The sequence below is a fragment of the Streptomyces sp. NPDC048623 genome (genome assembly GCF_040650755.1).
Lineage (GTDB): Bacteria > Actinomycetota > Actinomycetes > Streptomycetales > Streptomycetaceae > Streptomyces.
In genome coordinates this window covers 242,630-254,430 of the sequence record NZ_JBEZHV010000005.1, presented here as the reverse complement: position 1 = coordinate 254,430, position 11,801 = coordinate 242,630, and the positions used below count along the sequence as shown (strand labels likewise).

Below are 11,801 nucleotides of genomic sequence, written 5' to 3'. Positions count from 1 at the left end.
CGAGCCGCCTCGGATCACCTCCGAGACTATTCGAATCGCGATCTTGGGCGGGCCGGTAGGCTTGGGGCGGCCTGGCGTATCAGGCCACCACGACACCGATCCCGAAGAACTGGATGAACGACGATGCATCGGTACAGGTCCCACACCTGCGGCGAGCTCCGCGCCTCTGACGTCGGCACCGACGTCCGGCTGAGCGGCTGGCTGCACAATCGGCGCGACCTGGGCGGCATCCTCTTCATCGATCTGCGCGACCACTACGGCATCACGCAGCTGGTCGCCCGCCCCGGCACCGCCGCGGCCGAGGCCCTCGACAAGCTGACCAAGGAGACCGTCGTCCGCGTCGACGGCAAGGTCGTCTCGCGCGGCGCCGAGAACATCAACCCGGAGCTCGCCACCGGTGAGATCGAGATCGAGGCCGCCGAGGTCGAGGTCCTGGGCGCGGCCCAGCAGATCCCCTTCACCATCAACACCGACGACGGTGTGAACGAGGAGCGGCGCCTCGAGTACCGCTTCCTCGACCTGCGCCGCGAGCGCATGCACAGGAACATCATGCTGCGCTCGGCCGTCATCGCGTCCATCCGCTCCAAGATGGTGGCGCTCGGCTTCAACGAGATGGCGACCCCGATCCTCACCGCGACCTCCCCCGAGGGCGCGCGTGACTTCGTGGTCCCGTCCCGCCTCAACCCGGGCAAGTTCTACGCGCTGCCGCAGGCGCCGCAGCAGTTCAAGCAGCTGCTGATGATCTCCGGCTTCGACCGCTACTTCCAGATCGCGCCCTGCTTCCGCGACGAGGACGCGCGCGCGGACCGCTCGCCGGGCGAGTTCTACCAGCTCGACGTCGAGATGAGCTTCGTCGAGCAGGAGGACGTCTTCCAGCCGATCGAGAAGCTGATGACCGAGCTCTTCGAGGAGTTCGGCAACGGGCGTCACGTCACGTCCCCGTTCCCGCGGATCCCGTTCCGCGAGTCGATGCTGAAGTACGGCAACGACAAGCCGGACCTGCGCACCGACCTCGAACTCATCGACATCAGCGACGTCTTCGAGAACTCGGAGTTCAAGGCCTTCGCCGGCAAGCACGTCCGCGCGCTCGCCGTCCCGAACACCGGTGACCAGCCGCGCAAGTTCTTCGACTCCCTCGGCGACTACGCCGTCTCGCTCGGCGCCAAGGGCCTGGCCTGGGTGCGCGTGGGCGAGGAGGGCGCCCTCACCGGCCCCATCGCCAAGTTCCTCACCGAGGAGAACGTCAAGGTCCTCACCGAGCGCCTCGGCCTGGCGGCCGGCCACGCCGTGTTCTTCGGCGCGGGCGACTTCGACGAGGTCTCCAAGATCATGGGCCCGGTCCGGGTCGAGGCCGCGAAGCGCGCCGGCCAGTTCGAGGAGAACGTCTTCCGCTTCGCCTGGATCGTCGACTTCCCGATGTACGAGAAGGACGAGGAGACCGGCAAGATCGACTTCTCGCACAACCCCTTCTCGATGCCGCAGGGCGGCCTTGAGGCCCTGGAGACCCAGGACCCGCTGGACGTCCTCGGCTGGCAGTACGACATCGTCTGCAACGGCATCGAGCTGTCCTCCGGCGCGATCCGGAACCACGAGCCCGCCATCATGTTCAAGGCCTTCGAGATCGCGGGCTACCCGCGCGAGGTCGTCGAGAACGAGTTCGCGGGCATGCTCCGCGCCTTCCAGTTCGGCGCCCCGCCGCACGGTGGCATCGCCCCGGGCGTCGACCGCATCGTCATGCTCCTCGCGGACGAGCCGAACATCCGCGAGACCATCGCCTTCCCGCTGAACGGCAACGCCCAGGACCTGATGATGGGCGCCCCGACGGAACTCGACGAGTCCCGCCTGCGCGAGCTGAACATCCAGCTCCGCAAGCCGGCCGAGCCGAAGGTCCTGGACGGCGGCCGCCCGGTGACGGAGTCGGTGCACCCGGACGCGGCGCGCGGCTGACGGCGTCTGTAGGTACGTGTAGGGGCCTGCACCGTCCTTGGACGGTCCAGGCCCTTACGTATGCGCTGGGGCTATTCGTCCCCTTCGGCGTCCGCGAAGATCTCGTCGGCTGAGGACGCGATGGCGGCGCGCCGGAGCCAGCGGCTCAGGAGGTGTGGCGGCAGGCTTCGCAGCGGCCGGGCGCGGGGCCCCGGAAGGCGTGGTCGCAGGTGTCGCAGTTCTGGAGCGGGTGCTGGCGGGGCGCCCGGAACGGGGGCGGGGCCGGGAGCCGGTCGGCGAGGCGGTGGGCCAGGAGGGCGGCGGGGCGGTACAGCGGTTCCGGCAGGTCGGCGGTCAGCGCGCGATGGACCTGGTCGGGGGTGAGGTCCCGTTCCAGCCAGGCGACGACGCCCGGGGCCAGGTGCTCGGTCTCGGCTGCGGAGAGCAGGAGCCGGCGGTCTTCGAGGCGGAGGCAGGCGAGTAGGGCGTGCGCGGTCTCGATCAGGCCGGGCGTCGGCCACGCCGGCTGCGGCACGGCGGGCAGGGCGCGGCGACGCGGCTCGGGCCGGGATGTCTGTGCCGGCCTCGGCGCCTGCTTCGGCTTCGGCTTCGGCGTCGGCCGCGCGGTAGGGGGTTCGGCCCTGCTGCGGCCCGGCTGGTTGCAGAACACCGTCCGCGTCACGATCCGCCCGTTCGGCAGGCGCACGCGCTCCCGCCGCAGATAGCCGTGGGCCTCCAGCTCGCGCATGGCGGCGGCGGTACGGGTGGTGCCTTCGTGCATTTGCGCGGCGATGGTCTTGATGTCGACGGGCGAGCCGCTGGGCAACGACTGGATGTACGCGCCGATTGCGCGGGCCAGCCCCGTCATCTCCGAGTGCTGGATGAGGTCGTTGCCGACGACCGTGAAGCGCTCGGTGTGGCGCGTGTGCTCGTGAATGACGCCGCCACTCGTACGCCGGTGAGGGTGGTTCTTGCCGCCGTTACGGGACGAGGCGTGCGGGCGCGCGCTAGTGTTCTGGTTACCCATCGGGAAGCCTTACTTCCTGGATGGTCAGGCCCTCGCAGTGGGATTTGCGCTCCCGGCGAGGGCCGACCCATGTCTACGGTGATGCCGGTCGTGCCGAGCGTAGATCAAGCAACCGGGCGCGGCGCCAGCCAAGTTGGCATATTTCACCTGCAAGGGTGACGGTGCCGCCCGGGAGGGAAAGGGTGGGTTTGGTGGGGTCCTTTCTTCTCCAGTACTTGACACTTGGGACCACCCGAACCACCGGAGTCCCATTTTCCGGGCTCCGGTGAGGGGACGAGATCCAGCTCCGCCCACACCGTCTTCCTGGGTACGGGCCCGACCTCGACGCCCCACCGATCGGCCAGTGCCTCGACGAGTACCAGCCCGAGTCCCCGCTCGATGGCGGGCAAACGGTCGCCCTTGGTGTCGGTGACCTCGATACGGACGGTGCCTTCATCCGCCATGAGTGCGGCCAGGAAGTCCCGACCGGTCACTCGCCCGTGGGTGACGGCGTTCGCCGCGAGCTCGGCGACGATCTGGAGGGCCGCGTCGCCGATGGCGTACGGCACTTCGCGAGTCCTCAGCCACTCGCCGGCGAGCAGCCGGGCGAGCCGGGCACCGCGCGGAGTCGGCGACAACTGGACGCGGAAATCCAGGGAGTTCTTCTGATTCACGTCACCGAGCGTGGTCGCCCGCACCTACCGTGAACAGTCACATCACCGATACGTAGGGTGACTGTCCGGAGCTTGTCCACTGGTGTCCGGGCTGTCGGGCCGTGGTCGGCGGGTAGGGCCGGTTGCGTGGTGACACGTACGGACGAGGGGAAGGGCGCGGCATGTCGGTCGACGAAGGGGCACGGCGGCTCAAGACCGAGGAGGACGAGCCGGGCTGGGAGGTGGATCCGGACGACGACTGGGGTGTGGCCGTCGTCGCCACCGTGGGGCGGCAGTTGAGGCTGCGGCGGGAGGCGGTGGGCATGCGCGCCGCCGACTTCGGGGTGGCCGTCGGCTACGGCGAGGACATGATCTACAAGATCGAAGGCGGGAAACGGATCCCGAGGCCCGAGTACCTGGACAAGGCAGACGCGGTGCTGGGCGCGGGCGGCCAGGTCTCGGCGATGAAGGAGGACGTGGCGAAGGTCCGGTACCCGAAGAAGGTGCGGGCCCTGGCCAAGATGGAGGCGAAGGCGGTCGAGATCCAGCTCTACGACCCGCTCAACATCCACGGCTTGCTGCAGACACCCGAGTACGCGCGCGGTCTGCTCCTGATGCGGCGCCCGGCATACACGCAGGACGAGGTGGAGCGGATGGTGGCGGGCCGGATGGCCCGCAAGTCCGTGTTCGAGCGGGACCCCGCACCACAACTCAGCTTCGTCCTGGAGGAGTGGACGCTCCGCCGCCCGCTGGGCGGGAGGGAACTGCTGCGTTCCCAGCTGGAACATCTGCTGGAGGTCGGGCGGTTGCGGAACGTCGAGCTTCAGGTGATGCCGATGGACCGCGAGGAGCACGCTGGAGTGGACGGCGGGATCGAGGTGCTGAAGTTCGGAGACGGATCGGTGGTCGGGCGCTCTCCTGTGGTGGCCAACGGCCGCCCCGTGACCGAGCCGAAACAGCTCCATATCCTGGAGTTGCGCTATGGCATCATCCGGGCTCAGGCTCTCACGCCCCGTGAGTCGACGGCCCTCATCGAGCAACTGCTGGGAGAGACATGATCCGCAACACCTCAGCCGGCGACGCCTCCGAACTGGCCTGGTTCAAGAGCAGCTACAGCAGCGGTAGCGAGGGGGACTCCTGCGTCGAGGTCGCCACCACCCCCGGCACGGTCCACGTCCGCGACTCCAAGTGCACCGCCGGCCCCCAACTCGCGCTAGAGCCGGCCGCGTGGGCGGGCTTCGTGTCGTACGCGTCGGACGGCTCCTGAACGGTGCAGCGCCCGGCGCGGGGCGGCGGGTGGATGGCCGCCCCGTCACCGTCGGACAGCCTTCCCGGTCGGCGGCGCTTTTCCATGTCATCTATCTGAGGTTCTGGACGACGATCCAGTAGTCGTACTCCTCTTCGGTCACGGCGCATACCACACGTCCATCCACCGACATCGTTAGGAAGTCCAGCCCTTCATCCGGCTTCGCGAGCCGCGGAGCGAGCTCGGCGCCCGGCGACCACTTCACCACAGCCCAGCCGAATGTCGATGAGCCGGTGCCAGAAATGCTCAGCAGGAAGGAACCTTCCTCCCCGAACAGCCCATTCTGCTCGGCGTGGACGTGCCACTGGCGGTCCACCTCCTGTAGGGCCTTCGGGTGGCTCAAGGGGACTGTGGCCACAGGCTGAACTTCCCAATGAACAACGCTCTGTAGTGCCTCGCGGACAGAGGGCACTTCACCGGGTGCCGCGTCGCTCGATACTGTCAGGCCGGTGGCAGCGATGCGGTTCAGCCAAGTTTCTCTTGTCGACTCAGTCACGTGCTTGAGTTTCACTGTTCGTAGAACAGATGGTGATCTCCTTCTGGTTTGTTGATCTTTGCATATCGCTCCATGTCTCTGTAGTTGGCATTGTCCCAACCGAAGTTTACGAAGGTGCGGCTGGGATCACCCTTAGGCTTGCCTGCATGGAAGTGAGGCCCGGCTGGGTCGTCCGTGTGCTCGACTACAACACGTGATCCCTGAGGCGTCTCGTATTGACGGAAGGTGCCCCAATGCGACTTTTCCGATGAGTAAATGTACCCCGGGCTGTGCTTCCTTGTGATGTCCGGACCAACCTCCCATTCGGCCCAGAACTCGGCCTCACCGGGTTTGACGCCCGCCAGTTCGTAGGCGGCCTTCCTGGCCTCTTCGCGACTCCCGAACGGGTTCGAGTGCTCACCCTTGGGCGGGCACGGCCCCAGCCCCAGTGGATCCGCCCACGTGTGTGGGTTGTGGACGTAGGTCGCCGGGTTCGGGGCCGGGGCCAGGCCCAGGGGGTCCTGGGTGAGGTAGCGGGCTGGTTCGGGGTCGTAGTAGCGGAAGTAGTTGTAGTGGAGGCCCGTCTCCGGGTCGAAGTACTGGCCCGGGAAGCGGAGGGGGGTGTAGGCCGTGGCCGACTTCGTCCAGGAGGTTGTGCCCCAGAGGGTGGTGCGGGAGCGCCAGGCCAGTTCGCCGGTCTCGTCGACGAGTTCGGTCGGGGCGCCGATCAGGTCGGTGACGATGGCGAAGAAGCGGGTCTCGTCCGTGTCGCGGCGGCGTTCCGTCTGGGCGAGGGGGCGCAGGCCGGCATGGTCCCAGGTGAGGGTGAGGGTTTCGGTGGACTGCTCGCACAGGGTGGCGCCGTCCCAGGTGAAGTGGACGGTCTCCGTGGGGGAGCGCTTGGCGATGCGGCGGCCCAGGGGGTCGTAGACGTAGCGCCATTCCGTGCCGTCGGGGGTGATGACGGAGGTCAGGCGGTCTTCGGCGTCCCAGGTGTAGCGCCAGGTGTCGGGCTTCCGTGACAGGCGGGTCTTCTGGCGCAGAATCGTCCGGCCCTGGGCGTCGTGTTCGTAGCGGACGCCGCCCGCGCGGGTGATGCGGGTGCCGGTGTAGGTACGAGGGCCAGTCGCCTCCTTGTCGCGGGGCCAGGACGCTTCCGTCTGGTTGCCGGCCTCATCGTAGGCGTACCGCTCGGTCCACTGGTCGGCGCGTACAGCCGTCACCCGGCCCGCCGCGTCCAGAGCAAAGCGGCGCGGGCCGGCGAGGTGGTCGTCGATGCCGATCAGACCGCCGTCGGGGCGGTAGTGGTACGCGCGGCGCTGGAGGCGATCGCCCCGGCTCGTCACCTCTTGGGCGGCCAGACGGCCCATCTCGTCGAAGGACGAAGTCAGAGCTGCGAAGTCGCCGATTGCACGGCTCGTTTCGCGGCCGACCGCGTCGTGCGCGAAGGACATCGTCCGGCCGGACGTGGCCAGTTCCGTGCGGCGGCCCGCCGCGTCGTACGACCACGAGCTCTTCGATCCGCCCGGGGTCATGCGGCCCGTTCGGCGGCCGACCTCGTCGTAAGCGAACGTCAGCGTGCGACCGTTGACCGTTTCCGATATCAGGTGGCCGTGGCGGTCCCGTAGGCGCGTCAGCGTCGCGTCCGGGCTCACCGCCATCGCCAGCTCGTCGAAGACGTCGTACTCGTACGTGGTGACCGCACCGCCCGCGTCCTTGCGGAGCACCTGGCCGAGAGGGCTCCGCTCGAAGCGGATCGTTTCACCGGCGCCGTTGGTCCGGGATTCCAAGCGTCCCGCCGCGTCGTACGCGTACGTCAGGGTCCGGCCGTCGAAGTCCGTCTCGGACTTCGTTCGTCCCGCCGCGTCGTAGGCGTATGCCCAGGTCAGGCCCTGCGGATTGGTGACGCCCGTCAGCTGGAGCGCCGCGTCGTGGGTGAAGGAGTAGCGCGTCCCGTCCGGGGTGGTACGGGTCGCGAGGATGTCGAAGTCTCCGTAGGTGAAGACCGTGGTGCCGCCTATGGCATCCGTGTGGCTCAGGCAGTTGCCCTCGCCGTCGTACGTCCAGGATTCCTCGGCCCCGTCCGGGGCGATCCGGCGTGCGAGACGGCCCTCCGGTGTCCACTCAAGGCTCGTCGCCGCGCCCAGCGCGTCCGTGATCCGGACCGTGCGGCCGAAAACGTCGTAGCCGTACGAGGTCGTCGCGCCCAGCGGGTCGGTGACCGAGACCGGCAGACCGGTGCCGTCGGTACGGATACGGCTGATGGCGCCGAGAGGGTCCGTGACGGTCGTGAGCCGTCCCTGGTCGTCGTACGCGAACTCCGTGCGTGCCCCCGACGGACCCGTCACCGACGTGCGGTTGCCGCGCTCGTCGTATGTCTGCCGGACCGTCGTACCGTCCGGGCGCCGCACTTTGACGGGCAGCCCGAGGGCGTCGTACTCGGCTGTTGTGGTCCGCCCGTCGGGGCGGGTGACGGTCGTGAGCCGGCCCTCCCCGTCGTAGGTGAGGACGGTCGTGTGGCCCAGGGGGTCCGTTCGGGAAAGCAGACGGCCCCGGACGTCGTACGTGGACCGGGTGATCCCACCGTCAGGTGCTGTCTCGGCGGTGATCCGGGCCTGGTCGTTCACCTCGAAGCGGGTTGTGCGGCCGAGCGCGTCCGTGTAGGTCGTCTCGCCGTCGCCCCAGGTGAAACGGCCGGCCATGACGCCGTCGCGGCCCGACTGGGACACACAGCGGTCTCGGTCGTCGTAGACGTAGTCGTAGCGGTGGCCGTTGGTGTCGGTCCAGGACGTCATCCGGCCCCGCTCGTCGTAGCCGAAGCGCAGCGGCCTGCCCGCCGAATCGGCGACGGCAGTCAGGTGACCGTCGGTGTAGGCGTAGCGGCGGATCTCCTGGTCCCCCAGGTGCAGGGCCGTGACCCGGGATCCGTCCGTGGCCAGGCGGAGCCGGTAACCGCCGTGGTGGGCGATCTCCGTAGGTGCGCCCTCGGCGTCGTAACCGAAGGTGATCCAGTTGCCGTTGCGGTCGTCGATCTGGACGAGGACAGCCTCGGCTCCGTCCCCGACCGTGGCGAAGTGACGTACAACGCCTGTCTCCGGGTTCGTGACCGTGTACGTGTCGCCCGAGGCGTCCCGGTCCAGCGACCAGCGGCGGGTGCCATGGGTCGGCATCACCGGAACGCCGGGCGCCGGATGCGGATAGGCGAGCATGCTGCCGTCCTCGCAGAGCAGCAGCACTCCCTCCGCGTCGATCTCCAGTCGCTGGTCGACCGTGCTCGCCCACGACGGCCCGAACCAGCGGCCCGCGCGGTAAGACGACTCGTAATGCCGGTTGAACACCAGCGGGAGGGCGCCCGCCAGGGCGAGGTCCGTCTGAGGAAGGGTGACCCGCCCCGTGGCCATGTCCACGGGGTCACCGCACTCGCACTTTTCCTCCGGCTTCCGGCCAGTGCCGTGGGGGTCCTCCGTATGTGCGTCACGGGTCGGGCCCTGGGTGCCGTGCGGCTTCTTCGTGGGTATGTCGTCGAGGTGTTTGAGGCGGGTCAGGGCCTTCAGACCGCCCGTGCCCTTCGTGCCGATCAGTTCCGGCACCAGCCGTCCGATGAACTCCGACGGGTCGCCCTTCGCCGCCTCCCACGCGTTCTTCAGAGCCCGGTCGGGGTTGGCCGCTGTGGACACCAGGCCGGCCAGGGTCATGTTGACACCCTTGTAGTACTCCGCCGGGTGGGTCAGGTTGTACGGATCCATCGGGTCGAGCGAGCGGACGAAGTTGAGCAGACCTGCCGTGCCCTTGACGATGCCGCCGCCGAAGTGAGCCATCTCGACGCCCTGGCCCATGGCGTAGTCGGCCAGCTCCAGCTTGGCCTTCTCCAGGCCCGTCGGCTCCTTCGGCGCATGCGCGAGCGCGGCACGGACCGCTGTCTTCGCCCTCTCCCCCGCCTCGTTGCGCGCGCTCCGGGCGCCCTTCAGGATCTCCCTGGCGCGCTGCCGCTTGGCCTCGCCCGGGTCGGAGAAGTTCCCGGGGTCCGGCAGCGGGTGGTCTGTGGTGCGGGCCGCGTTGTAGGCCTCGACCTTCTTGTTGTAACTGTCGGCCGCCGTCTTGGAGTCCTTGTCGCCCTCCTTGTACAGGGCGATCGCCTCACGCGCCTTGCCCTGAGCGCTGACGACCGCGTGCCCGTACGTCTCCAGCGCCTTGGCCGCGTCCTCCATCGCGTCCGCCGCGTGCAGCCAGTCGGTGGGCAGGGTCTGGAACTTCTCTCGGAAGGTGTTGGCCGCCGCGCCCTTCCAGTGGCTGGAGTCCAGCTTCCGCATGCCGCCGCCGACCAGGTCGAACGCCTTCTGGAAGTCCCGAAGGTTCTTCACCGCGGCAGTGATGGCGGCCGGCTTGCCATGGACCAGCTCGTCCGCTTCCTCACTCTGCCCGAGCTGCTGCTCCCCGACCTCCGCACCCAGCGAGGACGCGGTCTCGTCCCCCCAGTCCTCGACCGCGTCCGCCCAGTCGTGCGCACCGACCTTGTCCAAGGCCTGCCCGGTCTTGTCGGTCACATAGTCGACGCCCTCGCCGACGAGTTCCTTGCCCTTGTCGATGCCGTGGTCGACCCCGTCGACGAGCTTGTCGCCCCACCCCCGCCAGTCGACCATCAGCGGCTCTCCCCCCACCGCGGCTGCTCAGCCTGCTCGATCGTCGCCTGATCGGGGTCGAAGGTCTCCCTGGCCTGCTTGTCCGCGAGGGCGCGCTGCTCCGGAGTGATCAGTCCGGAGCGCTCCATCGAGTCCATCTGCGCGTCCATGACGTCATAACCGGTGTTCTTCCAGGTCTGCTTGACCTCTTCGTGCGCCTGGGTGAACGACTCCCCGCTCCAGTCCGGGTCGTCCCACATGTGCTGGTCACGTATGGACGCCCAGCTCTTCTGCTTGACCTCGTCCTCGGACAGATGCGGATTCCCGTTCAGCGAGTTCACGGCGATCTTGAACGAGTCCTTGACGTACTGCTCCTGCTCCGCGAACGAGCCCGCCGACAGACCGACCCCCTGCGCGAACCCGTTCCCCCGCAGGGTCAGCGCCCGCACACCCCACTCCCACCGGCTGCAGAACGTCTCGAACTCCGACGTCAACCCGCCGTGACCCAGCTCCAGCCCGGACAGCGCCAGATCCGAGAACCCCCGACCCACCGACGCCTGACCGATCATCCCGAGATCCTTCAGCTCGGAATGCGCCAGATCGATACCCTTCGCGATCTCCGCCAGCGCCGCCGCCGGAGCCACCAGCTCAGGCTCACTCCCACTCATCGCGTCCCCGCCCCCGTACCCGATTCCCCGAGATCCACTACCACCCCGTCCGGGACGACCCCCGCCACCGGCGGAAACACCACCCCGTCCGCACTCCCCGCATCCAGCGCCACACCACCCGGACCAGGCAGCATCGGCACCATCACGTCAAGAAGCCGCGCACCCAGAACCGTCCGGTACACCCACTCCCGCCCCGCATCCCCCCGCGCCACCGCGAACCGCGCCAGCGCCTCCTCGTCCGAGAACGCACAGATCCACCGCACCCCGCCGAAATCCGCCGTCCACAGACTCCCGAACTCATCGAACGGCACCAGCACCGCACTACGCCGGAATTCACCCAGCAAACGCGCGAACTCCCGCTGCGCCACGGTCTCTTCGTCGGTCGGCTCCGCCATCGGCTCCGTCACCGGAACCGACGCAGCCGCCAAATCGGCCAGCCGGGAAACCCGTTGAGGTTTCGCCGTATCCCCGTTGTCACTCACTCACGCATGGTGTCATGCGGACATTTCCACGAGCAACGAACATGCGGCCGACATGCGGCTGATGTCGGCCGTACTCAGCTGCTTCAGTCGACCCAGTCCTTCAGCGGCTCGGTGTCCAGCTCCATGCCCACCGGTTCCGGCAGGGTCACGGTCTTGCCGATCGTGACGGTGACCACCATGTCGTAGCGGCCCTCGCCCGGCTGGGAGTGGACGAGCACCTCGCCGGCCGCGCGGTCGATCAGGAGGTAGACCGGGATGCCGGACTCCGCGTAGGCGGGGGGCTTCTCGACACGGTCGCGGCGGTCGGTGTCGGAGTCGTGGGAGGTCACCTCCACTGCCATGAGCACGCCGTCGGGGGAGGCCCACTCGCCCTGGCCGGCGAAGGTCCCGCTGGGTGCGAGGCAGCCGTCCGGGCGGGCGTTGCCCTTGCGGTAGGTCTCGACGCGCAGCCCTTGGTCCGGGTACAGCCACCACTCGGTGTTCGTCTGGATGCACAGGCGGGTCAGCCATTCGATGATCTGCCCGTGGTCGCCGTCCGGCAAAGCCTTCTCCCCGATCTTCCCGTCGATGAATTCCAGGCGCAGGGCATCGCTCAGCCGGTCGCCCACGCGCGCGAGCTCCTCGAAGAGCTCCTGGGTCATGGCGCGGGTCCGCTGCTCGACTGCC

10 protein-coding genes are annotated in these 11,801 nt (G+C 68.5%); 3 read left to right on the top strand and 7 right to left on the bottom strand.

Annotation, left to right across the window (positions count from 1 at the left end):
* Nucleotides 1-123 precede the first annotated feature (123 nt).
* Nucleotides 124-1,947, top strand: coding sequence for an aspartate--tRNA ligase (aspS, locus tag AB0C73_RS10105; protein WP_362526956.1), 1,824 nt, complete (start codon nucleotides 124-126; stop codon nucleotides 1,945-1,947).
* Nucleotides 1,948-2,092: 145 nt separating this feature from the next.
* On the opposite strand, the gene AB0C73_RS10100 is transcribed toward aspS, so the two are convergent.
* Together AB0C73_RS10100 and AB0C73_RS10095 are read right to left on the bottom strand one after the other, a co-directional pair.
* Nucleotides 2,093-2,953, bottom strand: a complete 861-nt coding sequence (locus AB0C73_RS10100) for a helix-turn-helix domain-containing protein (protein WP_362526955.1) — start codon at nucleotides 2,951-2,953, stop codon at nucleotides 2,093-2,095.
* A gap of 143 nt (nucleotides 2,954-3,096) precedes the next feature.
* On the bottom strand, nucleotides 3,097-3,630 hold the full coding sequence (locus AB0C73_RS10095) for an ATP-binding protein (RefSeq protein ID WP_362526953.1): 534 nt from the start codon (nucleotides 3,628-3,630) through the stop codon (nucleotides 3,097-3,099).
* Between the two features lie 137 nt (nucleotides 3,631-3,767).
* On the opposite strand from AB0C73_RS10095, the gene AB0C73_RS10090 reads away from it, so the two are divergent.
* Together AB0C73_RS10090 and AB0C73_RS10085 are read left to right on the top strand one after the other, a co-directional pair.
* Nucleotides 3,768-4,643 carry a helix-turn-helix transcriptional regulator gene (locus AB0C73_RS10090; RefSeq protein WP_362526950.1) on the top strand — a complete coding sequence of 292 codons (876 nt, stop codon included), beginning with the start codon at nucleotides 3,768-3,770 and terminating at the stop codon, nucleotides 4,641-4,643.
* On the top strand, nucleotides 4,640-4,852 hold the full coding sequence (locus tag AB0C73_RS10085; protein ID WP_362526949.1) for a DUF397 domain-containing protein: 213 nt from the start codon (nucleotides 4,640-4,642) through the stop codon (nucleotides 4,850-4,852). Before AB0C73_RS10090 ends, AB0C73_RS10085 begins: the two co-directional genes overlap by 4 nt.
* Nucleotides 4,853-4,943: 91 nt before the next feature.
* On the opposite strand, the gene AB0C73_RS10080 is transcribed toward AB0C73_RS10085, so the two are convergent.
* From AB0C73_RS10080 to AB0C73_RS10060, 5 genes are all read right to left on the bottom strand, one after another.
* On the bottom strand, nucleotides 4,944-5,387 hold the full coding sequence (locus AB0C73_RS10080) for a hypothetical protein (protein ID WP_362526946.1): 444 nt from the start codon (nucleotides 5,385-5,387) through the stop codon (nucleotides 4,944-4,946).
* An 11-nt stretch (nucleotides 5,388-5,398) separates the two neighbouring features.
* The gene (locus AB0C73_RS10075; RefSeq protein WP_362526944.1) at nucleotides 5,399-10,006 is read right to left on the bottom strand and encodes a putative T7SS-secreted protein; all 4,608 of its coding nucleotides are present in this window, start codon (nucleotides 10,004-10,006) and stop codon (nucleotides 5,399-5,401) included.
* Entirely contained in the window at nucleotides 10,006-10,653 is a 648-nt protein-coding gene (locus AB0C73_RS10070) for a hypothetical protein (RefSeq protein ID WP_362526943.1), read from the bottom strand. The genes AB0C73_RS10075 and AB0C73_RS10070 overlap by 1 nt, the downstream gene beginning before the upstream one ends.
* Nucleotides 10,650-11,135 carry an SseB family protein gene (locus tag AB0C73_RS10065; RefSeq protein ID WP_362526942.1) on the bottom strand — a complete coding sequence of 162 codons (486 nt, stop codon included), beginning with the start codon at nucleotides 11,133-11,135 and terminating at the stop codon, nucleotides 10,650-10,652. Before AB0C73_RS10065 ends, AB0C73_RS10070 begins: the two co-directional genes overlap by 4 nt.
* Nucleotides 11,136-11,218: 83 nt before the next feature.
* Entirely contained in the window at nucleotides 11,219-11,776 is a 558-nt protein-coding gene (locus AB0C73_RS10060; protein ID WP_362527254.1) for a Uma2 family endonuclease, read from the bottom strand.
* Between the last annotated feature and the right edge of the window lie 25 nt (nucleotides 11,777-11,801).

Coding starts and splice junctions, on each gene's coding strand:
- AB0C73_RS10075 (WP_362526944.1), bottom strand. CDS start 10,006: ATGGTCGACTGGCGGGGGTGGGGCGACAAGCTCGTCGACGGGGTCGAC.
- AB0C73_RS10090 (WP_362526950.1), top strand. CDS start 3,768: ATGTCGGTCGACGAAGGGGCACGGCGGCTCAAGACCGAGGAGGACGAG.
- AB0C73_RS10060 (WP_362527254.1), bottom strand. CDS start 11,776: ATGACCCAGGAGCTCTTCGAGGAGCTCGCGCGCGTGGGCGACCGGCTG.
- AB0C73_RS10100 (WP_362526955.1), bottom strand. CDS start 2,953: ATGGGTAACCAGAACACTAGCGCGCGCCCGCACGCCTCGTCCCGTAAC.
- AB0C73_RS10070 (WP_362526943.1), bottom strand. CDS start 10,653: ATGAGTGGGAGTGAGCCTGAGCTGGTGGCTCCGGCGGCGGCGCTGGCG.
- AB0C73_RS10085 (WP_362526949.1), top strand. CDS start 4,640: ATGATCCGCAACACCTCAGCCGGCGACGCCTCCGAACTGGCCTGGTTC.
- aspS (WP_362526956.1), top strand. CDS start 124: ATGCATCGGTACAGGTCCCACACCTGCGGCGAGCTCCGCGCCTCTGAC.